Below are 22,666 nucleotides of genomic sequence, written 5' to 3' on the forward strand. Positions count from 1 at the left end.
CCAAAAGTACATTATTTTTGCCTGAATGCAATCGCGCCATGACGTGCATGCGCAAAACCCTCACGGCTGTTGATGTTCGGGCTGAACAATCCCGGCAGCCTCCCGCGGCTGGAAATTCTCGATCAGCCGCAGCAGCACCCGCGCGCCGGCATCGGCGTCGAGAAGTTCGACATGCTCGGCGGGGTGATGGCTGACGCCGCCGCGGCAACGGACGAACAGCATGGCGACATCTGTGATGTCGATCATCGCCATCGCGTCATGGCCGGCCCCACTCGGCAGTTCGAACACTGGGTAGCCTTCCGCGGCAACGGCCTCCGCCAGTTGCGCCTTCAGCCAGGGCGCGCACGGCACGGTGCGGTTCTCGTGGGTGACGTCGAGCTGCAACGACAGACCGCGCCGCTTCGCAATCGCCTCGATCCGCCGCACGGTCTCGGTAACGGCGAGCGTGCGCCGGGCGTCGGTCGGCGCACGGATGTCCAGCGTGAAGGACACGTCGCCCGCGATCACATTGGCGGCGCCGGGCCTGGCGCTGATGGTGCCGACGGTGCCGACCAGGCCGCCGCCATCGGCCTTGCAGAACGTCTCGACCGCCACGACGCATTCGGCGGCGCCCGCCAAGGCGTCCCGCCGCTGCGCCATCGGCACCGTGCCGGCATGGCCGGCCATGCCGGAGAGCTTCGCCGCCAGCCGCGTGGCGCCCGATATCGCCGTCACCACGCCGACCGGGAGGTTTTCAAGCTCCAGCACCGGCCCCTGCTCGATGTGCAGCTCCACATAGGCATGGAGTTCGTGGCGGGCGCGCGCCGCCGCGCCGATATGATCGGGATCGAGGCCGAACTGCGCCAGCGCCTCGCGCATGGTGAGGCCGTCGCGGTCGCGCGCGGCGAGCACGCCCTGGTCGAAGGTGCCGGCGACCGCCCGGCTGCCCAGCAGAGTGGAGGCAAACCGCACCCCCTCCTCGTCGGCGAAGCCGACGATTTCGACCGCGAACGGCAGCCGCACGCCGCGGCGATTCAGGTCGGCGACGCAGGCGATCGCCGTGATCAATCCGAGCGGCCCGTCCCATTTTCCAGCGTCGCGCACGGTATCGTAGTGCGAGCCCAGCATCAGGCAGGGCAGTTCCGGGTGCGCGCCCTCGTAGCGGCCGCAGACATTGCCGATGGCGTCGAGATGCGCGGCCATGCCGGCCTCGCGCATCCAGGACAATATGAGATCGGCGGCCTTGCGGTGTTCGGGTGAAAGGAAAACCCGAACCAGTTGCCCGCCGATCTCCGAAATTGCTCCGAGCTGGTTGATCCGGCTTACGATTTCATCGCCGAGCATGGCCTATCCAATATCGAAGGCGCTATCGGCGAGGTGGGAGAGGTTGGCATGCCAGTGCTGCGCGATCTGAAGCCGCGTCGGCACCCAGACCCGTTCATGCTTTTGGACATAGTCGAGAAAGCGCATTAGCGCCGCGGCGCGGCCGGGACGGCCCACGATCCGGCAGTGCAGGCCGACCGACATCATCTTCGGCGCGGTCTCGCCCTCGGCGTAGAGGACGTCAAAACTGTCCTTGAGATAGGTAAAGAATTCGTCTCCGCCGCCAAAGCCCTGCGCGTTGACGAACCGCATGTCGTTGGCGTCGAGCGTATAGGGAATGACCAGATGCGGTTTCCGCCCGCGCGCCTTGATCCAGTATGGCAGGTCGTCGGCGTAGGAATCGCAGAGGTAAAGCAGGCCGCCGGCTTCCATCAGAAGCCTCTGCGTGTTGATCGAGGAGCGTCCGGTGTACCAGCCGAGCGGCGGCGCGCCGACCGCCTCGGTGTGGACGCGGATCGCTTCCGCGATCTCGGCGCGCTCCTGCGCCTCCGACATCTGCCGGTGCTCGATCCATTTCAGGCTGTGGCTGGCGATGTCCCAGCCGGCTTCTTTCATGGCCGCGACCACGTCGGGATTTCGTTGCAGCGCGGTCGCCACGCCGAACACCGTGGCCGGCAGGTTGCGCGCGGTGAACATTCGCCACAGCCGCCAGAAGCCGGCGCGCGAACCATATTCGAACATCGATTCGATGTTGGGGTGGCGCTGTCCGGGCCAGGGCTGCGCGCCCAGCACGTCGGACAGGAACGCCTCCGAGGCGGGGTCACCGTGCAGGATATTGTTCTCGCCGCCCTCCTCGAAATTCACAACGAACTGAACGGCCACCCGCGCGTCACCGGGCCAGCGCGGATCGGGCGGGTTGCGGCCATAGCCTCTGAGGTTGCGGGGGTAAGCGGCCTCGGCCACGCTACACCTCTTCGAACCGGATCTTCTGCGCACCTTCCCACAGCACGGTCTTGCCGAAGGCGGGCAGGTTTTCCAGCCCCGAGGTCAGGGTGATGAAGTGGTTGCCGGCGAGCTGGCCCATCTTGCTGGCGAAATGAACGCCGCCATAGGCCAGCAGGATTTCGGTCTCGCTGATGCCGCCGGGATAGAGAATGATCTGCCCGGGCGCGGGATAGCTGGTGTGGTTCTCGTAGGACACTCCGAAATCGCGATCACCGAGCGGCATCCAGACCCCCTCGCCGCTCCAGCGGACGTGGATCGCCTGGCTCTCGAACGGCATCGCCTTGCGGAACGCCGCAACCGTCTTCGGCGCCAGCTGCGCCTCGAAACGGGCCTGGAAGGTGAAATCGCCGGCGCGAACAATCAGTTGGCTCATTGCTCTCTTCTTCTGGGTGACACTTGATAGGGTGGTTCAGCACATCCATTGCAGCCGGAATGGCGGGAGGCAAGGGCCAATACGGCGACGCCACCGGCGTCTGGCGCGCTGCGCAACGCGGGATCGGTATGCAACCGCGGCGGCCGTAAAGGCTTGCTTTCCCCTGATGTTATGCGTTTCATCAGGCCAAGCCACGCCGGGGACACAGCCATGCCCGCCAGAATTATCGGTATGATCGGCACCCAGCAGGAAGGCGTCGCGGTCCACCTCATCAAGGGCCAGATATCGCGCCAATGGGTGGTCGATTTCACCCGCCTGCACGAGCAATGGAACTATGATTCCGTTCTGGTCGGCTATTTCGCCTCGGCCGCCGAAGGGTTCGCCATCGCGCTTTATGCGGCCGACCACACCGAGCGGATCAAGTTCCTGATCGCGCATCGGCCGGGATCGGTGGCGCCGGCGCTGGCGGCGCGGCAGGTCGCAACCTTCGATCAGCTGACGCAGGGCCGGATGGCGCTGCACATCATCGCCGGTACCAGCGACCAGGACCAGGCCAGCGAGGGCGACTTCCTGCCCAAGAACGACCGCTATCGGCGCGCCGGCGAATATCTCGACGTGATGCGCAAGCTCTGGGCCAGCGACGTTCCGATCGATCACACGGGCGAATTCTACCGTCTCAAAGGCGGCTACTCCGACATCAAGCCCTTTCAAAAGCCCTGCCCGCCGCTGTTCTTCGGCGGCTCGTCGGAGGGCGCGCTGGACATGGGCGCCCGGCACTGCGACGTGTTCGCGATCTTCGGCGAACCGCTCGCCGAGACGCGGGATCGCGTCCAGGACTTCCGGCGGCGCGCCACAGCCTTCGGACGCCGGGTCGGCTTCAACATGTCGCTGCGGCCGATCATGGCGGCAACCGAAGGCGCGGCCTGGGACAAGGCGCAGGCGCTGCTGACGGATGTCGAACGCAAGACCGGTGCTGCACCCGATCCCACCAACCACTCCGCCGAACGCCTGCTCGGTTACGCCGCGCGCGCCGACGTCCATGACGAGCGGCTGTGGATGGGGATCGCGCGCGCCACCGGCGCGACCGGCAATACGTCGTGCCTGGTCGGGACGCCGGAGCAGGTCGCGGCCGCGGTGCTGGAATATTACCGGCTCGGGATCGACTCGTTCCTGTTGCGCGGCTTCGAAAATCCGCACGACACGGTCGCGATCGGCCGCGACCTGATCCCGCTGATCAAGGCCGGCGCGCTTGCGATCGACCGGCAGGCAGAAGCTGCCGAGTAGCGACGTTGCCGCGAATCATCGAACACCTCGAAATGACGGCGCGCGGACCTTGCGCTGCACGAAGTAACGCATGAAAGAAATGACATGAAGGCGGTCGTTGTCGAGAGCTATGATTCGATCGACGGCATCGCGATCAAGGAAGTCAGCCTGCCGGGCATCTCGGCCGGCGAGGTCCGCGTCAAGATCGGCGCGGCAGCCGTCGGCTTTGTCGACGGGCTGAAGGTGCAGGGTCTATATCAGACCAAGGACCCGCTGCCGTTCGTGCCGGGCACCGAATTCGCAGGCGTGGTCGATGCGGTCGCCGACGATGTCGGCGCGTTCAAGCCCGGCATGCCCGTCATCGGCATGACCCGGTCGGGCGCGCTGGCCGAATACATCACCGTGCCATCGGCGGCGCTCAAACACTTGCCGGCGCAGGTCGCCTTCGAGGCCGGCGCGTCGTTCCAGGCCAATTACCTCACCGGACTCTATGCCCTCGACGCACGCGCCGCGCTACGTGCGGGCGAAACGCTGCTGGTGCTGGGAGCAGCCGGCGGCGTCGGCATCGCCGCCGTGCAGATCGGCAGGCTGATGGGCGCGCGGGTGATCGCGGCAGCCTCGACCCCGGAAAAGCGCGAGTTCGCGGCTCGTCACGGCGCCGACGCGACGATCGACTACACCAAGGCGGATTGGCGGGACACGCTCAAGGCGCTGACCGGCGGGCATGGGCCGGACGTGATTTTCGATCCGGTCGGCGGCGAGGTGGCGCTGCAGGCGTTTCGCTCGATCGCCTGGCGGGGACGTCATCTCGTCATCGGCTTCGCATCAGGCACCATTCCGGCGCTGGCGTTCAACCTGCCGCTGCTCAAGGGCGGAGCGCTGCTCGGCGTCGACCTTGCCCAAATCCAGAAGCGCGAGCCGGAGACCCACGCCCGCCTGATCGCGCAGCTGTTCGACTGGCTGGCCTCAGGCAAATTGAAACCGGTGGTCGGCAAGGTGGTGCCGTTCGAGAATTTTCGCGACGCCTTCAAGACCATGCAGTCACGGGCCGCACTTGGGAAGATGATCATCAAATTCGGCTGAGCCGACTTCATGGGTGCTACAGCGCCGCAACTAGAAAGAACCGATGCCTCCGGAACATAACGCCAAGACGGCCCGCCGCCACCTGCATACGCGATCGGTGGAGTGCACCGGCTATCTGCGGGACGACGGGCTCTGGGAAGTCGAAGCCTGGTTGCGGGATACCAAGCCCTTCGCCCAGCCCGCCGATCGTTTCCGCGGTGAACTGCTGCCGGGCGATCCCGTTCACGATATCGGCCTGCGGCTGGCGATCGACGACGACATGCGGATATGCGAGGCGGAGGCGACAATGCGCGCCACGCCCTACCCCACCTGCATCGAGGTCGAGCCGATCCTGCAGCGCCTGGTCGGCGAGCGCATCGGACCGGGCTGGCGCGAACTGGTCCGGCGCAAGATCGGCCGGATCGAGACCTGCACGCATCTGGCCGAACTGCTCGGCCCCGCCGTGACCACGCTGTTCCAGACCCTGTCGAACGGCAAGAATCCGGAAGGGCCCGAGACGCTGGACCAGCGCAGCGGCGGCGAGCGGCCGTTCTTCATCGGCGGCTGCCATTCCTGGCGTACCGACGGGCCGATCGTCGCGGCGATGTTCCCGCAGTTTGCGACCGGGCCGGCGGCAAAGGACTAGGCGGGCAGATCGCGCCGGCCGCCTTCAGGGTCGTTCAACGCGCCAGGGCCGCTTGAGGCGATCGTAGATCGCGAACGCCGCCGCCAGGGCGCATCCGGCAATGATCCCGACCGTAAGGTCTTCGATCAGCGTCAGGCCGAAGGTCGCGATCAGCACGGCCGCGCTGCGCCAGTCGTGAAGCAGGCGAAAGAACTCTTCCTTTTCCGCCATGTTCCAGCACACCACCACCAGCACACCCGCCAGCGCCGCGAGCGGAATGAAGCTCGCCAGCGGGGCTGCCACCAGCATGAACAACAGAACGAAGAGCGCATGCGCCATGCCTGAAACCGGGCTGCACGCGCCGGCGCGAATATTGGTCGCGGTGCGGGCGATCGTTCCGGTCACGCTGATCCCGCCGAACAGCGCAGACGCGACGTTGGCGACGCCCTGCGCGACGACTTCCATGTTATAACGATGCTTGCGCCCGGTCATGCCGTCGGCAACCTTGGCCGAGAGCAGGCTTTCGACCGCCCCGAGCAGGGTGAACGAGAGCGCCGTCGGCAACACTTCCAGCACGGCTGAATAGGAGATCGCCGGCAAGCGCGGCGACGGCAATCCACCAGGCAGTTGCCCGAAATGACTGCCGATCGTCTCGACCGGAAGCTGAAAGAACCAGGCGGCGACCGAAGCGAGCGTCACGGCGATCAGCATTCCCGGCCAGTTCGGCATCAGGCGCCGCAGCAGGAAGATCGCCGCCGCCGTACCCACGCCGATAGCAATCGCGGCCGGGGTGATGGTCGGCAGCGACTGCGCGAGCATAGCAAGCTTCGGCAACAGCGGCCCGGGCTCGGCAGCGGGAAGCTTGAGGCCGCCGAGGTCCTTCAGCTGGCTGGCAAAGATCGTGACCGCAATACCGGAAGTAAAGCCGATCGTGACCGGATGCGGAATGTAGCGGATCAACGCGCCGAGCCGCAAAAGGCCGATCAGCGTCAGCATGAAGCCGGAAATGAAGACCGTGAGCAGAAGGCCATCGAGGCCAAACCGCGTCACGGTGGCCGCCACCAGTACGATGAACGCGCCGGCCGGCCCGCCGATCTGGTAGCGGCTCCCGCCCAGCGCCGAGACAATAAAGCCGCCGATGACGGCGGCATATAATCCCCGCTCGGGCGAAACGCCCGAGGCGACGGCGATCGCCATGGATAGCGGGAGAGCCACGATCGCGACGGTCAGGGCCGCCAGCAGATCCCTTCGAAAACAGCCAAGATCGTACCCCTCGGTCAGGACCGTGACGAGTTTCGGACGATAGCGATGGGCAGAGGCGGAACCGTCAGGCATGGCGTGCTTACCAATCGGGATTGGGGACTGTAGCGGGGTGCCCGACGAACGAGCATAGCGCAATGCTTTTTCGCCCGGCAGCCGGCGAGAACCCGGCCCCGAACACCATCAATCCCGCCTACGGCGCCGGCTTGTCCGGAGCAGGTTCATCGTCGGCGATCGCCCGCCAGCCCGCGCCATCGAGGTCGTCGTACTGGCCGTTCTTGAGCGACCAGAGAAATGCCGTCAGGCCGAGAAGACCGAGCGCCAGCGCCAGTGGGACCAGAAATACCAGAACTTCCATCAGCCGAACTCCCGCGCGCCGCGGTGCGCGCGAAGCGCGTTCAATATCACCAGCAGCGACGAACCCGACATCGCCGCCGCCGCGACCAGCGGCGTCGCCAGGCCCGCAACCGCCAACGGCACCGCCAGCACATTGTAGCCCGCGGCCAGCCACAGGTTCTGCCGCATCAGGAGCAGCGCCTTGCGCGCGAAACCGATCGCGGTGACGACGGGTGCGAGGCGGTCGCCGAGGAATACCAGGTCGGCGGTGGCCTGGCTCAGATGGGTCGCGCTGACCGGCGACATCGAAACGTGCGCCGCGGCCAGCGCCGGCGCGTCGTTCATGCCATCGCCCACCATCAGGACCTTGGCCCCCTGACGCTTCAACTCCTCGATCCGCGCGATCTTTTCGGCCGGCGTCACGCCGGCACGCCATTCATCAATGCCGAGTGACCGGGCGGCCTCGCGCACGGCGGGCTCGCGATCACCGGACAGTATCTCGACCTTGATGCCGGCCTTGAGCAAGGTGGCGATCGCGCCTGCCGCATCGACGCGCAAACGCTGCCGCACGGCGAAAACATGCCGCGCGTCGCCGTGCCTAAAGGCAACCACGGACGCCTCCGGATCACGGCGCAGAGTCTCGTCGGCGATCAGCTCCGCACCGCAGAATGACGGCCTGCCGAGCCGAACTTCCAACCCGTTGACCCGTCCGCGCACCCCCTCGCCCGCCACCTCCTCGACCCCCTCCAACGGCGCCCTCGCTCCGGCAGCGCGAGCCACCGCGGCCGCGACGGGGTGATGGCTGGCAAGCGCCAACCGACCGGCGAGTTCGAACACATCAGGCGGAACGCTCGACGCATTGGTGACGTCGAGCTCCGGCAAGGTCAGCGTGCCTGTCTTGTCGAACACGACGCGGTCGACCACCGCCAGACGCTCGATGGCGTCGCCGGAATTGAGCAGCACGCCTGATCGGAACATGGCGCCAGACACCACGGTCTGCACCGCGGGGATTGCCAGGCCAAGCGCACAGGGGCAGGTGATGATGAGAACCGATATCGCGGTGACGATGGCGTCATGCCAGCTCGCGCCCCATGCGACCCAGCCCAGCATGGTCACGAGCGCCGCCGCATGCACGACCGGGGCATAGAGCCGCGACGCCCGGTCGGCGAGTTGCACATAGCGCGACCGCGCCTGCACGGCGTTGTCGAGCAGCCGGCCGATCTCCGCCAGCAACGTGGCTTCGGAGGCCGCCGCCACCCGCACCCGCAACGCGCCGGAAAGGTTGAGCGTCCCCGCATAGACGGCCGCACCCGGCCCTGCCTTTACCGGCAGGGTTTCGCCGGTGATCAGGCTCTGGTCGATCTTCGACTGTCCCTCGATCACCGTGCCGTCGACAGCGGACCGCTCGCCGGGGCGCAGCAGGACGATATCGCCGGCCTGCACCGCAGCAATCGGCACCACGCATATTTCGTCGGCGCCGATGTACTTCGTCGCCGTCTCCGCCTTCAACGCCGCCAGGTTTCCGGCCACCGCGCGCGTCTTGCGGCGCATGCTCTGGTCGAGGTAGCGGCCGGCCAGCAGGAAAGCGAGCAGCATCAGCGCGGCGTCGAAATAGGCATGCTCGGCGTGGTGGATCGTTTCCACCACCGACATCGCCAGCGCCAGCACGATGCCGATGCTAATCGGAACATCCATGTTGGTGCGGCGCGCCCGCAAGGCGCGGAAGGCCGAAATGAAGAACGGCTGCCCCGAATACGCTGCCGCCGGCAATGCAATGAGCGCCGACAACCAGTGGAAGAAATCGCGCTGCTCCGGGATCATGTCGCCGACATTGCCGGACCAGACCGGGATCGACAGCATCATCACGTTCATCGCGGCAAAGGCGGCGACGCCGAGGCAGCGCAGGAGAAAGGCCGCCTGCTCGGTCTCGACCGCCTCGGCGCGCACCGGCTCGAACGGATAGGCCTTGTAGCCAAGCTCTGCCAGCCGGTCGATGAAACGCGAGGGGTCGAGCGCGCTCCCCTTCCACTCCAGCGCCACACGGCGATCGGTCAGATTGACCCGCGCCAGCGTCACGTCAGGAAGCGCGGAAAGGCCGCGCTCGATCTTCGACATGCAGCCGGCGCAACTGACGCCCTCCACCGCCAGATCGATATGCGACAGGCCCGGTCCGAGATGGCGGACATAGTGGGAAAAATCTCGCGTCGCCTGCATGGTGAGGCCCCTCTAGTTCAACAGCACGCGATTTTTCGAAAGGAACAATCGCTGGCCCGCCGCGGCGCCTTTCAGCACCAGGTCCCATTGGCCAGGCGCGATCGCCGCCGCACTTCCGCGATAGATGCCGATCCCCACTTCGGAAAGCTCCACCGGAAGATCGGCGCGCCGGTCGGTCGGCCGCTCGAACCGGCCCTGAAACGTCAGGCCGGACATCGGGCGGCCGTCGCTGTCGCGCGCCTCGACCCGTAGCGTCGCGCCGCTTTGCCCGCTCCGCTCGACGCGGGCATCGACCTTCCAGTTGCGCGCACTCTGGTCGCGGGCCGTCGCAATCTCCCTGGCATAGGCGAGGCTGGCGCTGTAGGCGCTGTCGACCTCCGTGCCCGGCAGGGTCTGGATCGCCAGCCGCATCATGACGAGATTGACCCCGATCACGACGGCGAAGAACGCCACCAACATCAGGAATACCCGGCCACCGGTCAGCGGCCGCGGCAACTGCATCTGGCTCATGTCAACGCTCCGTATCTCATGGCGACACGAAATGATCGGTGGCCGAGGCGACTTCGCCCAGCCCGATATCGGTAACGCGGAAACGTACCGGAACGGATTTGGCGGCATTGCTTTCCGCCGGCGCCGTCACCAGCAGCCGCAACTCCGTGGTGGTGTCCCGCGGCAGAACGATCATCGGGCGATCCTTGGTGACGGAATCGGCGCCGACGACGTGGAGCGTGGCGTTGACCGGGCCATCCATGTCGATCGCGATGACGCGATCGAAGCCCCGCTTGTTCAGGAGGCGTACCGTGTAGGCGTTGCGAATCGAGCCGTCGCTCAGCTTCACCGCGAGCGGATTGCGATCATGCAACACGCTGATGTCCAGCAGCGTCCGGTTCAGCAACGCGTAGAGCATGATTGCCCCCACGGCGGCGATCATCACGACATAGGCAACGGTGCGCGGCCGCACGATGCGATAGATCGGCGGCTTGCCTTCCCGCCGCCGGTGGATGTTGATATCGTTGTCGTATCCGATCAGGCGGGTTTCTCGCCCGATCCGGGTCATCACACTGTCGCAGGCGTCGATGCAAAGGCCGCACTGGATGCAGCCGAGCTGCGAACCATCGCGGATATCGATGCCGGTCGGGCACACTGCGACGCATTGATAGCAATCGATGCAGTCGCCGACGGGTTTGCCTAGCGCGCGCAGCTCGTTCGCCTTCTTCAGCGACGTCCGCTTCTCGCCGCGATCGTACTTGTAGGTGACGTTCAGCGCCCATTCGTCGGTGAGCGCGGCCTGGATGCGCGGCCACGGGCACATGTAAACGCAGACCTGCTCGCGCATAAAGCCGGCCAGGAGATAGGTCGTGGCCGTCAGGATTCCGATCCAGATATAGGCGACAGCAGGCGCCTGGAAGGTGACAAGCTGCTTCACCAGCGTCGGCGCATCGTTGAAATACAGCACCCAGGCGCCGCCGGTCCACCACGCGATCATCAGCCAGATCGCATGCTTGAGCGCGATCTCGGCGTATCGCTCCAGCTTCATCGCGCCCTTGGCCGCATCCTTGCGCATGCGCTCGCGGCGGTCGCCCTCTATCATCCGCTCGACCGCGTAGAACAGGTCGGTCCAGACCGTTTGGGGACAGAGATAGCCGCACCAGATGCGACCACCCACCGCGTTCATCAGGAACAGCGTCAGCGCGGCGACGATCAGCAGGCCGGTGAAGTAATAGACTTCCTGCGGCCACAGCTCGATGAAGAAGAAGTAGAATCGGCTGTTCGGCAGATCGATCAGCACCGCCTGGTCCGGGGCGCCCAGGCCGCGGTTCCATCGCACGAATGGCAGCAGATAATAGACGCCGAGGCAAAGCGCCATCAGGCCCCATTTGGTGCGGCGGAAGGTTCCGGAAACGCTCTGCGGATAGACCTTCTTCTGGGCCACATAAAGCGGCCCATCGTCCTGAAGCTGCAGTTCGGTTGGAGTCACGGGCCTGTTCATCGCCGGAGTTGATCTGGTGCCATGTTCACTGTAGGCCCGGCTCCGCGACCGCGTTTGATCCACCTCAATCCGGACCCGGCCAGGCCTGGGTTCGGTCCGCGCTATTTGCCTCCGCCAAGCGAGTGGACGTAGACCGTCAGCGCCTTGATCGTCGAAGGATCGAGACGGTTGACCCAGCCAGGCATGACGCCAGCGCGGCCGTTGCCGATCGTCTCGACCAGCGTCGCCTCGTCCGCGCCGTAGAGCCAGATCTTGTCGGTAAGATCGGGCGAGCCGAGGTCCTGGTTTCCCTTGCCGTTGTCGCCATGGCACGAGACGCATTGGTCGGCGAAGATTTTCTTGCCGACCGCCGCGTCGTATCCCGCAGCCGTCAACAGGCCCGACAGCGAGCGGACGTAGTTGGCGACGGTCACGATTTCGTCCCTCTTGAGAACGCCCTCTTTGCCGAAGCCCAACATGACGCTCTCATGCGCCTTCGGATGGCCGGAACGAATGCCGAACTGAATCGTCTGCATGATCCGGTCAAGGCTGCCACCCCACAGCCATTCGTCGTCGTTCAGATTGGGATAGCCCTTGGCGCCGGCGCCACCAGTGCCGTGGCAGGGTGCGCAATTGTCGCCGAACACGGTCTTGCCGCGGGCACGGGCCAAGGCGAGCAAGGCCGGATCCCTGGCGATGTCAGCCAGTGGCGCCGCACCCAGCGCCACCATCTTGTCGCCGCGGACCTTCTCCAGATTGGCAAGCTCGGTCGCGACTTCCGCGCGGGTCGAGTAGTTCCATATTCCGGTCGTATGGCTCCACAGCAATGGCCAGGCCGGATACACGATCCAGTAGCCGATCGCCCAGACGATGGTCGCGTAAAAGGTGATCACCCACCAGCGCGGCAGCGGCGTGTTGAGTTCCTTGATGCCGTCCCACTCATGGCCGGTGGTCGTTCTTCCAGAAACCTGGTCAATATCGGGGTGTTCGGTCATGATTGCCTCACTCCTCGCGCAAGGGCATTCTGGCAGCCTCGTCAAAGGCGGCCTGGTTGCGCGGCCAGAGGGCGTAGACCACGATGGCGATGAAGATTGCGACAAAGGCCGGTGTCCAGAACGAGGTGACGACGTCCGACGCAATATTGTGGACAGTGAGAATTGCTTTCATCGTTCTGCCTTCTCAGCGAAGATTTGCTTTTTCGTTGTAGAGCTTGAAATCGACCAGCGTGCCGAGCATCTGCAGGTAGGCGACCAGCGCATCCATTTCGGTGGGCGTTCCGGGCTTGCCATCGAAGTTGCGCGCGACCGCTTTCGGATAGCGCTTGGTGAACGCGTCCACGCCGGCATTGTCAGGGTCGGCCTGCGCCCTGAGATCGGCGGCGGCATTGGCGATCTGGTCGTCCGAATACGGCACGCCGACGGCGCGGCTGGCGCGCAGGTGAGCCGCGACCTCCGCTTCCACGATTTCCGCCCGGGACAGGAAGGCGTAACCCGGCATGATCGATTGCGGCACGATGGCGCGCGGGTTGATCAGATGCGTGACATGCCATTCATCCGAATACTTGCCGCCGACACGCGCCAGATCGGGACCGGTACGCTTGGACCCCCACTGGAACGGATGGTCGTACATGCTCTCGGCCGCGAGCGAGTAGTGGCCGTAGCGCTCGACTTCATCGCGCAGCGGCCGGACCATCTGCGAATGGCAGAGATAACAGCCCTCGCGGACATAGACGTTGCGCCCGGCAAGCTCCAGCGGCGTGTACGGCCTGATGCCCTCGACCTTTTCGATGGTGCTCTTGAGATAGAACAGCGGGGTGATCTCGACGAGTCCGCCGATCGCGATGACCACGAGAATCCCCGCGACCAGGATGATCGAATTCTTCTCGAAGATTTGGTGCCTGGTCCAGAAGGACATCCGATCGCTCCTCATTCCGCCGGCTGAAGGGCGACCGGCGATTGCACTTCCGCCTCGCCGACGCGCACCGTCATCCAGAGATTATAGGCCATGATCAACGCTCCGATCAGGAACAGCGCGCCGCCCGCGGCGCGAATGATGTAGAACGGATGCATCGCTTCCACGGTCTCGATGAAGGAGTATTCGAGGAAACCGAGCGAGGTGTAGGCGCGCCACATCAGGCCCTGCAATATGCCCGACACCCACATCGCCGAGATGTAGAGCACGATGCCGATGGTCGAGACCCAGAAGTGCCAGTTGACCAGCTTCAAGCTGTAGAGGCCCTTGCGATCCCACAGCCACGGGACCATGCAGTACAGCGCGCCGAACGAAACGAATCCGACCCAGCCCAGCGCCCCCGAATGCACGTGGCCGATGGTCCAGTCGGTGTAGTGGCTGAGCGAGTTCACGACCTTGATCGACATCATCGGCCCCTCGAAGGTCGACATGCCGTAGAAGGCGACCGACACCACCAGCATGCGCAGCACGGGGTCGGTGCGAAGCTTGTCCCAGGCGCCCGACAGCGTCATCAGGCCGTTGATCATGCCGCCCCAGGACGGCATCCACAGCATGATGGAGAAGGTCATGCCAAGCGTCTGCGCCCAGTCCGGCAGCGCGGTGTAGTGCAGATGGTGCGGTCCAGCCCAGATGTAGAGAAAGATCAGCGCCCAGAAATGGATGATCGACAGCCGGTAGGAATAGATCGGCCGCTCGGCGCGCTTTGGAATGAAGTAGTACATGATGGCGAGGAAGCCGGCAGTCAGGAAGAAGCCGACCGCGTTGTGCCCGTACCACCATTGGAACATGGCGTCCTGGACGCCGCCCCAGGCGATGTAGGATTTCGAGCCGAACACCGATACCGGCAACGCGGGATTGTTGCCGAGATGAAGTACGGCGATGGTGACGATGAAGGCGAGATAGAACCAGTTGGCGACAAAGATATGCGGCTCTTTCCGCTTGATGATGGTCACGAGGAAGACCAGCAGATAGGCCACCCAGACGATCGTCAGCCACAGGTCGGCGTACCACTCCGGCTCGGCATACTCCTTGGATTGGGTCACGCCGAGCAGGTAGCCGGTGCCGGCAACCAGGATGAAATAGTTGTAGCCGACGACGACGAACCAGGGCGCGAGGTCGCCCGCCAGCCGCGCGCGGCAGGTCTTCTGCACCACGTAGAACGAGGTTGCGATCAGCACGTTGCCGCCGAACGCAAAGATGACGGCGGAGGTATGCAGCGGCCGCAGCCGGCCGAAGCTCGTCCATGGCAGGTCGAGATTGAGCGCGGGCCATGCCAGTTGCAGGGCGATCACGAGCCCGACCGTAAATCCGGCGATACCCCAGACCACCGACATGACGGCTGCGAATTTGACCGGGCCCATATTGTAGTTGGGCCGGCCGTTGATTTCCTGTGGCGTCACCCCCGCGGGCCGGGCGAAATACCGGTTTGCGATGACAATGACGGCGGCCAGGCTGGCGGCGCTCGACAGCAGGGCGTGAAAGGCGAACGCCGAATCCAGCGCCTTGGCGGCGGCGAACAGGCACAGCAGCGCGGACAGCGCGAAGACCAGCACCAGACCGGCCTCGCCGTGCGTCATCGATTTTGCGGTCTGAGATGGGGTCATGCGCGGGCTTCTCTTCTTCATGTGCACCGCACCATGATCACGGCTTAGCGAACCGCGATTTGATCGAAGTCAAAAGTTCCCTGGTTTGAATCTTGATTGGGGAAAATCACCGGCCAGAAATCGGCCGGTGAGACGATTCGGCAACAGTACGGACCCATCGGCAGTAGCCGTTTCCGCGGATTTCCGCCGGCCCGCACGGATGCCGGTCGGTTACCGACGTCGCATGTAGAAGCGTCACGCGCTTCAGGACGTGTGTCCACGGGGCCGGCTGGACGGAGCACGTCATCGCACGGACGCCTCGCAACAGTGATTCACAAACCGCAAGCTGGCGCCCATGTCTTGACGTGGATCAACGTGACCAACCTGTCAGACCGCCTTGCTGAAGCGCGCGGCGTTGACGCGGGTGTGGGGATCGAACACCGCTGCGATGACGCGAACAAGCGAACGGCCCGCCTCGGTGGCCGTCACGACCCGATCCTCGATCCGGACCAGGCCATCGCGGGCCAGCGGCTGGAGCAACGCGAACTCCTCGTCGAATGAGAGGTCCGGTGCAGTGATGTCGAGATCGGCGTGAAAGCTGCACATCAGGCTTTCAATGGTGCGGGCGCGCTGCCGCTCAGCCGCATCCAGGCGACAGCCGCGCGACGCTGCGAGACGACCGGACGAGATCGCGCGAACATAGCTCGGGACGTCCGAGATATTCTGGACATATCCGTCCTTAAACATGGAGATGGACGACGCGCCGAAGCCGATCAGGTTTCTCGTCCCATCGTCGGTATAACCTTGGAAATTGCGATGAAGCCGCCCCGACGCCGCGGCGCGGGCGAGCGCGTCGGAGGACCTGGCAAAATGATCGATGCCGATTTTCTGGAAGCCACGACCAATGAACTCATCGGCGATGATCCCGGCCTGATCCAAGCGTTGATCGGCGTCGGGAAGCGCGCGCTCGTCAATTCGCCGCTGGTTGGCCTTCAGGTGCGGCATGTGGGCATAGCCGTAGCAGGCGATGCGATCCGGCGACAGCGCCGCCACGATCGCGCAGGTCTTGCGAAGCGAGGCGGTGGTCTGCAGCGGAAGGCCGTAGATCAAGTCGAAATTCAGATTCAGAATGCCTGCGCGGCGCAGGCGCGCGACGGCGGTTTCGACATCATGCATCGGTTGGCAGCGGCCGATCGCGGCTTGCACCAGCGGATTGACATCCTGCACGCCAAGACTGGCGCGGTTGACGCCGAGTCGCCCCAGCCCGTTCGCCAGGTCCTCGGTTACATATCTCGGATCGAGTTCGATGGCGAGTTCATGATCGGCCTCGAAAACGAAGCGGTCGCGCAGAACCTGCATGACCGAGGCGAGCCCGTCCACTCCAAGGATACTCGGGGTGCCGCCGCCCCAGTGCAGCCGGGCGATGCGCATCGGCGCCGGCAAGATGTCGCTGACAAGGGCGACCTCATGCACAAGCGCGCCCCGATAGGCCGCGATGACGTCGTCACGCAACGCCTTCTTGGTATTGCAGCCGCAGTAAAGGCACAGATCACGGCAGTACGGCACGTGCAGATAGACCGAGACGGCTTCCGCCGTGTCGACATTCTCCAGCCACTGCCGCTGGTCGATCGCAGCGACGTCAGCCGTGAACTCGGCGGCCGTTGGATAGGACGTGTACCGCGGAACTTGAAGTCTGGCGTAACGGCGGACGATATCATTCACGGCGACGTCCTCTTGCGGCGGACGGCTCCGCCGGGAAACGCCATGAATCAGAACGCCCGGCGTTTCGCCGTGGACGGCCCGGCCAGCCGGTTCGGGCGGGTCTGCAGATCGGCCCAGATCAACACCCCGGCAAACACCGCGAACATGGCAACGACACAGACGGAAAGAATCAACGAATCGATCGGCATGGTTCTGGTCTCCTCTGTGGGATAACCATGCCCGCGCGCCGACCTCTCGGCTTTGACCTGAATCAACCAGACCGCGGCTTTGCCAGATTTGTTACGCTGCCGCCATCGCTTCAGCCCGGGCCGGGTCCAGCAGGCGGACGCCGCCGGCGACAATCACGAGCATCTCTTCACGCTCGAACCGGGTCAGCGTCCGGCTCACGGTTTCGATCGTCAATCCGAGATAGTCGGCGATGTCCTGCCGGCTCATCGGCAGCGCGATGGTCTGCCGGTCGTCGTCGATCTGTTTCAGGCGTTCGCGCCAGACAACAAGGAAGGCTGCAACCTTCTCCTCCGCCGTTCGCCGGCCCAACAGCAGCATCTGTTCCTGCGCCAGCATGAGTTCACGGGCTGCGAATTCGTTGATCCGGATCAGAAAATGTGGCCGCTGTCCGATGAAATGCGTGAACGCCTCCCTGGAGAGACGGCACACCGACACGGAATCGATCGCGTCCGCCGAAAAACTGTAGCGATCGGAAGGCGCCAGGCCGAGAAAATCTCCCGGCAACGCAAAGCCAATCACCTGCCGCCGGCCGTCCGGCAGCAGTTTATACAGACGCGCCACGCCCTCGGTCAGATTGTGAACGGAACTGGCGGCTTGCCCTGCCGCAAAGAGTCCCTCCCGAGGGCCGAGACGGACGTGGCGAGAGATTCGTTCGAACTCGGCGAGGTCGGACTGATCGAGTGCGCCACAAATGCTCAACGACCGAACGGCACAGGCCGCGCAACGGCCAGAATTCGCACGATTTGGTTTCGCAGAGATGGTGCGTATCATTGCAGCGCCTGCTCGACGGCGGAATGGCCGCCATATCTCCAGGCCCTTGATGGGTACGCCAGCGCGGAGACATATTTCATGGTAGTGGTTCCAGCGGTCGCCGGTTGATCCAGATCAAGTTCGGCGACGATTAAAGCCTCATCGTGGATTCTGTTCGGGAGGCCACGTTTCTCCATGGAGTTGGCGCCGCTATGATTGGACGAATTCTGGTGGCGCTGGCGTTTGCGCTGGCCGCTGCGACGCCGGGTGTGGCGGCCTCACCCCAACAGCAGCGCGGCAAGACCTTCGCGCTGAACAACTGCGCGCGATGCCATTCGGTCGACAGGGTTTCGCCGAGCCCGCTCAAGATCGCACCGCCCTTCCGTATCCTGCACAAGCGTTACCCGATCGAGACCATCGCGGAGGCGCTGGCCGAAGGCATGTATACCGGGCACCCCACGATGCCCGCCTTCCAGCTCGAACCGGATCAGATCGGCGATCTGCTGGCGTATCTGAAGACCCTCGAATAGGCGGATCGCGGCGGTCTGGCGCGCCGCGCGACCAATAGCGCGCCCCTCCTCTAGTAGACCTGCACCGTCCAGGCGATCATGTCTTTGGCAATCCGGCCGAACGCCGCGCTGAACGCCGCGACGGCTTCCGCCGGCGCGAGGGAGGCGAACCTTTCGTTTTCCTCAAACCGCCGCGAGGCGACGACCTTGCCGTTCTTGTCGACGATCCTGGCCGACAGGCCGATTTCGGCGGCGGGCCCAGGTTCGACCGCGATACGAAACCGCCGGACATCGATCAGGAGCTGAAATTCGATCTGGCCGATATCGGCCATACGCAACGGCGCATGCGCGATGTCGTAATTCTCGAAGCTTTCGATCAGCCGCGCCTGGATCAGTTTCGGCAGCGCGTCAGCCCACATCGCTTCGGCGAATCCCGGGTGTTCCTGCGCCGGCGAGAACAGGAAACGCTGCGTCTCCAGCATCGCCACCGCCGTTGGCTCCGGGATCGCCCACTGCACATTGATGATCTTGCCGACAGGACCGGCATCCCGCAGCGCCGCCAGATCATAGGTAACTTTCGGCGGCGGGCCGGTCACGCCGGTCATGCGCTCGAGGCCGGCGACGATGCCGTCCAGCTTGCCGGTGTTGCGGGCGAGACCCTCCGAGAACACCTTGAAGTTGGAAATGGTTTCCTTCAATGCCCCTGAATTCTCCGCCAGCACCGAATCCACCTTGCGCAACGCATCGCGCGCGGCTTGCGTCATGCCCTGCCCCGCACCCGGCTCGGCAACCAGCGTCGGCACCTCGCCGTCCTTTGCGACCAGAATGCCGCCTTCGAGCGCGATCACGGGCACCCCGGTCAGGCCCTGAAACTCCAGGCCGACCTTGGTGTCGGCCCGAACCGGCGTCGCCGCAGCGACCGAGATGCTCGCATGGACGCCGCGCGGATTGCCGGGCGCGAGACCGAGATCGGTCACTTCGCCGACCCGGATGCCGTTGAACAGCACCGCGGCGCCAACCAGCAGCCCGGGCACTGAACCCTCGAACTGCACGCGATAGGTCGTGCGCGGGCCGAGCCCGCCGGTGTTCTGCAGCCAGTAGACGAAGCCGAACACGGCGACGATGGCGGCCAGCACGAAGGCGCCGACGACGACGAAGGGAGCGCGGGTTTCCATCTTTCAACTCGCCTTGGGTTGCAGCATCTGGGAGCGCTTGCCGTGAAAATAGGCCCGGACCCAGGGATGCCCGGATTGCAGCAATTCGCGCATCGGTCCGATGGCAACGATCCTGCCGTCGGCCAGCGCGGCGACGCGGTCACAAACGGTGTTGAGGCTGGCAAGATCATGGGTCACCATGAACACGGTCAACCCCAGCGTTTTCTGCAATGTCTTGATCAGCGTGTCGAAATCGCCGGCGGCGATAGGATCCAGCCCCGAGGTCGGCTCGTCGAGAAATACGATCGCGGGGTCGAGCGCCAGCGCGCGGGCCAGCGCCACCCGCTTGGTCATGCCGCCGGACAGTTCGGACGGAAACTTGTCGCCGTCCTCCGGCGTGAGCCCGACCATCTCGAGCTTGGCGGTGGCGATCTCGTCCATCAGCGCGTCCGATAGCACGAGATTCTCACGCAGGGGAAACTGGATGTTCTGCCGCGCCGTGAGCGACGAGAACAGCGCGCCTTGCTGGAACAGGATGCCCCAGCGCCCGGCCGCGTCTCGGGTGGCGCGGTCATGGTTGATCGGCGCGCCCATCACCTCGATCTCGCCGCCCTGCCGGGGGATCAGTCCGATGATGGTCCGCATCAGTACCGACTTGCCGCCGCCGGAAGCGCCAACCAGGCCAAGGATCTCGCCTTTGCGAACATCCAAAGCGAGGCGATCAATCACGACATGGCGGCGGAAGCCGACTACGAGATCGCGCACGCGAATGGCAATTTGCCCGCCCGTGTCCAGCATCGCTACATTCCGATCGAGGCAAAGAACACGGCAAACAGCCCGTCGAGCACGATCACCAGGAAGATCGACTTGACTACCGAGGTGGTGGTCTGCTTGCCGAGCGATTCCGCGCTGCCCTTGACCCGAAGCCCTTCGCTGCAGGCGACGATGCCGATCACCAGCGCCATGAACGGCGCCTTGATGATTCCGACCTGGAAATGGGTGACGGAGACGGCGTCGTGCAGCCGCGCGATAAAGATCGCCGGCTCCATGCCGCCGTAGGCCCAGGCGACAAGGCCGCCGCCGTAGAGCGCCGCCATCGAGCCGATGAAGCTCAGGATCGGCAGCGCGCAGACCAGCGCCAGGATCCGGGGCAGCATCAGGACCTCGATCGGGTCCAGCCCCATGGTCGAGAGCGCGTCGATCTCCTCGCGCATCTTCATCGAGCCGAGTTCGGCGGTGTAGGCGCTGCCCGAGCGGCCGGCAACCATGATGGCGACGATCAGCACGCCGAGTTCGCGCAGCACAAGGATTCCAACCATGTCGACGACGTAGGAATCGGCGCCGAACTTGCGGAAATGGAAAATGCCCTGCTGGGCGATGATGGCGCCGATCAGAAAGGTGATCAGCACGACGATGGGTATCGCCTGCCAGCCGACGCGGTAGAGTTGGTAGGTGAACGAGGTCAGCCGCAGCGACCGCGGCCGGCGAATTACGCCCATGATTGCAACGCACAGCGCACCGAGCATCTGGAGGAATGCCGCGATGTCATCGCCTGCGCCGATGGTGCCGCGGCCGATATCGCCGAGCTTCGCCACCACGGGGTTGCGCGCCGGGGCGGGCGTCGGCGGGTGGCGGTTGACCTGGCGAACCTCCTCGATCAGCCCGGCATAGTCGTCGGCGATACCGACGACATCGGCGCGATGACCAGCGGCAGTTGCCCGCCGCGACATTCTCTCAAGCAGCCAGGCACCTATCGTGTCGAGTTCGCGCAGCCCGGCCATATCGACCCTGACGAAGCTGGCCCGGTCGAGCTGCGGCGCAATATCGTTGGAAAGCCGCTCCAGCGTGGCGGCGTTGGCCGCCGTCCAGGATCCAACTGGACGTAATTCAAGCGTATCGCCCGATGGCATGGCCGTTGACAGGGATGCGGTTGCCAAGATGCTGTTTCCACGGTTGCGTCGATTTTCCTCCTAGGTCGCACGCGACGTACCCGTGTTGACATGCCTCAATGCGTCGCCACGGCGCGGCCCCTCAACGCCCGGATTGACCCAAATCAAGTAGCGGTGTCGCCGCCTCACCTAGGATTTGCGTTACACAGCGACGGAACGGGCGCGATGTTCAGATCAGGCGAGTTGGGGACCGAGTTGCAGGCGCTCAAACGCGAACTGTCGCGCCTGCTGGACACGACAACGGATGACGTATTCGACGCCGCCAAGAGCCACGCCGAATCGCTCGCCGAACAGATCAAGACCGCCGTAAGCGAACTCGGCGAGACCCTGGGCGAGGAAGAGGAACACATCGAACAATTGATAGCGGAGCGGCCGATTGCAGCGCTGGCATCGGCCTTTGCGCTCGGCCTCGCCATTGGTTTCATGCTGAGGAGGCACTGAAGGTGAACAGCGAGAACGTCGTCAGGCAACTGCGCGCGTTGTGGCGAACCGATCGCATCATCGCGGAAATCCGGATGCGGCACATGCTGATCGGGCTCGGGCTGCGGGCGTTTGCCGCGCTGATCGCAGCCTTCGGCCTGCTGATGCTGGAACTGTCGGCCTATTTCGCGCTGGTGCAGATCTGGAGCGCGATCCTGGCCGCGGCGATCCTTGGCGCCGTCAATTTCGTGATCGCGATCGTGCTGTTCGTGGTTGCAGGAAGACCGGCTGCGGGACGCGAACTCGAACTCGCCTCTGAAATTCACGGCCTGGCGGTCGAGGCGTTGCAAAACGAGGCTCGCACCTTGCAATCGCATTTCGCCGGCATGGTCAGCCATCCCCTGAACAACGTGCTGCCATTGGTGCTGTCGCCGCTGATCACGCTCATCGTCAGGAGCTTGAGGAAGTCCAGGGTCGCCACTCCGGCTGGTACCCCGACTGAACATAAATGATCGAGACAATACATCGACCGCGCGCCCGCAAATCATGGAGACACAAGAGATGTCCACCCGCCCGAAACCGATCCTGAACGCTTCCCTGCCCAAGCAGTTCCGGCATATTCGGATAGCTCTCGCCCGCGAACCCGGCCATCCCGAGGGCGATGTCGAGGTCGGCTATATCTTGGTGGCGCCGCTCGACGCTGACGACCGCATCGACGCGAAATTATGGCGCGAACATAAGGATGCCTGCCGGGTCACGCGCCAGCGTCCGGGTGAGCCGGACCGGCACGGCCATCTCATTCACCGGCCGGGCGGCGGCTGGGGCTTTCACTATGACGGCGAAACCAGCCAGCCCGATGAGGTCGGGTATCACTTCGCGGACGAGCGCTTCGTCGTCGGCGAATACGTTTCGATCAACGAGCGCGGCAAGATGCACACCTACCGGGTGACGACAGTGTCACATCTCTAACC

24 protein-coding genes and 1 pseudogene are annotated in these 22,666 nt (G+C 64.6%); 7 read left to right on the plus strand and 18 right to left on the minus strand.

The annotated features are described in order from the left end of the window. Positions 1–60: 60 nt before the first annotated feature. The 3 genes from Q0D31_RS04800 to Q0D31_RS04810 are packed head-to-tail and all read right to left on the minus strand — an operon-like array spanning position 61 to position 2,680. Complete coding sequence (locus tag Q0D31_RS04800) at positions 61–1,323, minus strand: allantoate amidohydrolase (protein ID WP_291845796.1); 1,263 nt, start codon at positions 1,321–1,323, stop codon at positions 61–63. Between the two features lie 3 nt (positions 1,324–1,326). Beyond that, positions 1,327–2,265 carry an allantoinase PuuE gene (gene puuE, locus Q0D31_RS04805; protein WP_291845797.1) on the minus strand — a complete coding sequence of 313 codons (939 nt, stop codon included), beginning with the start codon at positions 2,263–2,265 and terminating at the stop codon, positions 1,327–1,329. 1 nt (position 2,266) lies between these two features. Continuing rightward, positions 2,267–2,680, minus strand: a complete 414-nt coding sequence (locus Q0D31_RS04810) for a DUF3830 family protein (RefSeq protein ID WP_291845798.1) — start codon at positions 2,678–2,680, stop codon at positions 2,267–2,269. Positions 2,681–2,890: 210 nt separating this feature from the next. On the opposite strand from Q0D31_RS04810, the gene Q0D31_RS04815 reads away from it, so the two are divergent. The 3 genes from Q0D31_RS04815 (at position 2,891) to Q0D31_RS04825 (ending at position 5,651) form a co-directional block, all read left to right on the plus strand. Continuing rightward, the gene (locus Q0D31_RS04815; protein WP_291845799.1) at positions 2,891–3,964 is read left to right on the plus strand and encodes an LLM class flavin-dependent oxidoreductase; all 1,074 of its coding nucleotides are present in this window, start codon (positions 2,891–2,893) and stop codon (positions 3,962–3,964) included. A gap of 84 nt (positions 3,965–4,048) precedes the next feature. After that, on the plus strand, positions 4,049–5,026 hold the full coding sequence (locus Q0D31_RS04820; RefSeq protein ID WP_291845800.1) for an NADPH:quinone oxidoreductase family protein: 978 nt from the start codon (positions 4,049–4,051) through the stop codon (positions 5,024–5,026). Between the two features lie 43 nt (positions 5,027–5,069). Next, entirely contained in the window at positions 5,070–5,651 is a 582-nt protein-coding gene (locus Q0D31_RS04825; protein ID WP_291845801.1) for a DUF2889 domain-containing protein, read from the plus strand. A 66-nt stretch (positions 5,652–5,717) separates the two neighbouring features. Here the strand turns inward: Q0D31_RS04825 and Q0D31_RS04830 are convergent. From Q0D31_RS04830 to Q0D31_RS04885, 12 genes and pseudogenes are all read right to left on the minus strand, one after another. After that, positions 5,718–6,965 (minus strand): annotated as a pseudogene (locus Q0D31_RS04830) (SulP family inorganic anion transporter); the annotation flags it as partial. Positions 6,966–7,083: 118 nt separating this feature from the next. After that, on the minus strand, positions 7,084–7,248 hold the full coding sequence (gene ccoS, locus Q0D31_RS04835; RefSeq protein ID WP_291845802.1) for a cbb3-type cytochrome oxidase assembly protein CcoS: 165 nt from the start codon (positions 7,246–7,248) through the stop codon (positions 7,084–7,086). Next, positions 7,248–9,440, minus strand: coding sequence for a heavy metal translocating P-type ATPase (locus Q0D31_RS04840; RefSeq protein ID WP_291845803.1), 2,193 nt, complete (start codon positions 9,438–9,440; stop codon positions 7,248–7,250). The genes ccoS and Q0D31_RS04840 overlap by 1 nt, the downstream gene beginning before the upstream one ends. 12 nt (positions 9,441–9,452) lie before the next feature. Further along, positions 9,453–9,950, minus strand: a complete 498-nt coding sequence (locus tag Q0D31_RS04845; RefSeq protein ID WP_291845804.1) for a FixH family protein — start codon at positions 9,948–9,950, stop codon at positions 9,453–9,455. Between the two features lie 16 nt (positions 9,951–9,966). After that, a complete protein-coding gene (ccoG, locus tag Q0D31_RS04850) occupies positions 9,967–11,430 on the minus strand; it encodes a cytochrome c oxidase accessory protein CcoG (RefSeq protein ID WP_291845805.1) in 1,464 nt (487 codons plus the stop codon). Between the two features lie 101 nt (positions 11,431–11,531). After that, a complete protein-coding gene (gene ccoP / locus Q0D31_RS04855; RefSeq protein WP_291845806.1) occupies positions 11,532–12,404 on the minus strand; it encodes a cytochrome-c oxidase, cbb3-type subunit III in 873 nt (290 codons plus the stop codon). 7 nt (positions 12,405–12,411) lie between these two features. Next, positions 12,412–12,576: a cbb3-type cytochrome c oxidase subunit 3 gene (locus tag Q0D31_RS04860; protein WP_291845807.1), complete on the minus strand. Its 165-nt coding sequence runs from the start codon at positions 12,574–12,576 to the stop codon at positions 12,412–12,414. A gap of 12 nt (positions 12,577–12,588) precedes the next feature. Further along, entirely contained in the window at positions 12,589–13,323 is a 735-nt protein-coding gene (ccoO, locus tag Q0D31_RS04865) for a cytochrome-c oxidase, cbb3-type subunit II (protein WP_291845808.1), read from the minus strand. An 11-nt stretch (positions 13,324–13,334) separates the two neighbouring features. Next, entirely contained in the window at positions 13,335–14,957 is a 1,623-nt protein-coding gene (ccoN, locus tag Q0D31_RS04870) for a cytochrome-c oxidase, cbb3-type subunit I (protein ID WP_291846782.1), read from the minus strand. 393 nt (positions 14,958–15,350) lie between these two features. Beyond that, positions 15,351–16,685 carry an oxygen-independent coproporphyrinogen III oxidase gene (gene hemN, locus Q0D31_RS04875; protein ID WP_291845809.1) on the minus strand — a complete coding sequence of 445 codons (1,335 nt, stop codon included), beginning with the start codon at positions 16,683–16,685 and terminating at the stop codon, positions 15,351–15,353. Between the two features lie 47 nt (positions 16,686–16,732). Continuing rightward, entirely contained in the window at positions 16,733–16,873 is a 141-nt protein-coding gene (locus tag Q0D31_RS04880; protein ID WP_291845810.1) for a hypothetical protein, read from the minus strand. A gap of 91 nt (positions 16,874–16,964) precedes the next feature. Further along, on the minus strand, positions 16,965–17,684 hold the full coding sequence (locus tag Q0D31_RS04885) for a helix-turn-helix domain-containing protein (RefSeq protein ID WP_291845811.1): 720 nt from the start codon (positions 17,682–17,684) through the stop codon (positions 16,965–16,967). 191 nt (positions 17,685–17,875) lie between these two features. Between Q0D31_RS04885 and Q0D31_RS04890 the strand changes: the two genes are divergently transcribed. Next, positions 17,876–18,193, plus strand: coding sequence for a cytochrome c (locus Q0D31_RS04890; RefSeq protein ID WP_291845812.1), 318 nt, complete (start codon positions 17,876–17,878; stop codon positions 18,191–18,193). 50 nt (positions 18,194–18,243) lie between these two features. Here Q0D31_RS04890 and Q0D31_RS04895 read toward each other — a convergent pair whose 3' ends face one another. From Q0D31_RS04895 to Q0D31_RS04905, 3 genes are read right to left on the minus strand one after another with little or no spacing between them, the layout of a single operon-like run. Next, on the minus strand, positions 18,244–19,347 hold the full coding sequence (locus tag Q0D31_RS04895) for an MlaD family protein (RefSeq protein WP_291845813.1): 1,104 nt from the start codon (positions 19,345–19,347) through the stop codon (positions 18,244–18,246). 3 nt (positions 19,348–19,350) lie between these two features. Next, positions 19,351–20,124, minus strand: a complete 774-nt coding sequence (locus Q0D31_RS04900; RefSeq protein ID WP_291845814.1) for an ATP-binding cassette domain-containing protein — start codon at positions 20,122–20,124, stop codon at positions 19,351–19,353. A gap of 2 nt (positions 20,125–20,126) precedes the next feature. Next, positions 20,127–21,236, minus strand: a complete 1,110-nt coding sequence (locus tag Q0D31_RS04905; RefSeq protein WP_291846785.1) for an MlaE family lipid ABC transporter permease subunit — start codon at positions 21,234–21,236, stop codon at positions 20,127–20,129. Between the two features lie 204 nt (positions 21,237–21,440). Between Q0D31_RS04905 and Q0D31_RS04910 the strand changes: the two genes are divergently transcribed. From Q0D31_RS04910 to Q0D31_RS04920, 3 genes are read left to right on the plus strand one after another with little or no spacing between them, the layout of a single operon-like run. Next, a complete protein-coding gene (locus tag Q0D31_RS04910; RefSeq protein ID WP_291845815.1) occupies positions 21,441–21,716 on the plus strand; it encodes a hypothetical protein in 276 nt (91 codons plus the stop codon). Between the two features lie 2 nt (positions 21,717–21,718). Continuing rightward, positions 21,719–22,207 carry a phage holin family protein gene (locus Q0D31_RS04915; protein ID WP_291845818.1) on the plus strand — a complete coding sequence of 163 codons (489 nt, stop codon included), beginning with the start codon at positions 21,719–21,721 and terminating at the stop codon, positions 22,205–22,207. 49 nt (positions 22,208–22,256) lie between these two features. Then, positions 22,257–22,664 (plus strand): hypothetical protein, encoded by a 408-nt coding sequence (locus tag Q0D31_RS04920; protein WP_291845820.1) that lies wholly within the window; start codon positions 22,257–22,259, stop codon positions 22,662–22,664. Positions 22,665–22,666 lie beyond the last annotated feature (2 nt).

The organism is Bradyrhizobium sp. (assembly GCF_022844465.1).
GTDB lineage: Bacteria > Pseudomonadota > Alphaproteobacteria > Rhizobiales > Xanthobacteraceae > Bradyrhizobium.

What these genes read in the sequence shown, in the direction of transcription:
- Q0D31_RS04810 (WP_291845798.1), bottom strand. Translation starts at nt 2,680, where the DNA reads ATGAGCCAACTGATTGTTCGCGCCGGCGATTTCACCTTCCAGGCCCGT.
- Q0D31_RS04800 (WP_291845796.1), bottom strand. Translation starts at nt 1,323, where the DNA reads ATGCTCGGCGATGAAATCGTAAGCCGGATCAACCAGCTCGGAGCAATT.
- Q0D31_RS04860 (WP_291845807.1), bottom strand. Translation starts at nt 12,576, where the DNA reads ATGAAAGCAATTCTCACTGTCCACAATATTGCGTCGGACGTCGTCACC.
- Q0D31_RS04885 (WP_291845811.1), bottom strand. Translation starts at nt 17,684, where the DNA reads ATGATACGCACCATCTCTGCGAAACCAAATCGTGCGAATTCTGGCCGT.
- ccoS (WP_291845802.1), bottom strand. Translation starts at nt 7,248, where the DNA reads ATGGAAGTTCTGGTATTTCTGGTCCCACTGGCGCTGGCGCTCGGTCTT.
- Q0D31_RS04825 (WP_291845801.1), top strand. Translation starts at nt 5,070, where the DNA reads ATGCCTCCGGAACATAACGCCAAGACGGCCCGCCGCCACCTGCATACG.
- ccoG (WP_291845805.1), bottom strand. Translation starts at nt 11,430, where the DNA reads ATGAACAGGCCCGTGACTCCAACCGAACTGCAGCTTCAGGACGATGGG.
- Q0D31_RS04840 (WP_291845803.1), bottom strand. Translation starts at nt 9,440, where the DNA reads ATGCAGGCGACGCGAGATTTTTCCCACTATGTCCGCCATCTCGGACCG.
- ccoO (WP_291845808.1), bottom strand. Translation starts at nt 13,323, where the DNA reads ATGTCCTTCTGGACCAGGCACCAAATCTTCGAGAAGAATTCGATCATC.
- Q0D31_RS04880 (WP_291845810.1), bottom strand. Translation starts at nt 16,873, where the DNA reads ATGCCGATCGATTCGTTGATTCTTTCCGTCTGTGTCGTTGCCATGTTC.
- Q0D31_RS04890 (WP_291845812.1), top strand. Translation starts at nt 17,876, where the DNA reads ATGATTGGACGAATTCTGGTGGCGCTGGCGTTTGCGCTGGCCGCTGCG.
- Q0D31_RS04895 (WP_291845813.1), bottom strand. Translation starts at nt 19,347, where the DNA reads ATGGAAACCCGCGCTCCCTTCGTCGTCGTCGGCGCCTTCGTGCTGGCC.
- Q0D31_RS04900 (WP_291845814.1), bottom strand. Translation starts at nt 20,124, where the DNA reads ATGCTGGACACGGGCGGGCAAATTGCCATTCGCGTGCGCGATCTCGTA.
- Q0D31_RS04815 (WP_291845799.1), top strand. Translation starts at nt 2,891, where the DNA reads ATGCCCGCCAGAATTATCGGTATGATCGGCACCCAGCAGGAAGGCGTC.
- Q0D31_RS04820 (WP_291845800.1), top strand. Translation starts at nt 4,049, where the DNA reads ATGAAGGCGGTCGTTGTCGAGAGCTATGATTCGATCGACGGCATCGCG.
- ccoN (WP_291846782.1), bottom strand. Translation starts at nt 14,957, where the DNA reads ATGACGCACGGCGAGGCCGGTCTGGTGCTGGTCTTCGCGCTGTCCGCG.
- Q0D31_RS04910 (WP_291845815.1), top strand. Translation starts at nt 21,441, where the DNA reads ATGTTCAGATCAGGCGAGTTGGGGACCGAGTTGCAGGCGCTCAAACGC.
- Q0D31_RS04845 (WP_291845804.1), bottom strand. Translation starts at nt 9,950, where the DNA reads ATGAGCCAGATGCAGTTGCCGCGGCCGCTGACCGGTGGCCGGGTATTC.
- ccoP (WP_291845806.1), bottom strand. Translation starts at nt 12,404, where the DNA reads ATGACCGAACACCCCGATATTGACCAGGTTTCTGGAAGAACGACCACC.
- Q0D31_RS04920 (WP_291845820.1), top strand. Translation starts at nt 22,257, where the DNA reads ATGTCCACCCGCCCGAAACCGATCCTGAACGCTTCCCTGCCCAAGCAG.
- Q0D31_RS04905 (WP_291846785.1), bottom strand. Translation starts at nt 21,236, where the DNA reads ATGCCATCGGGCGATACGCTTGAATTACGTCCAGTTGGATCCTGGACG.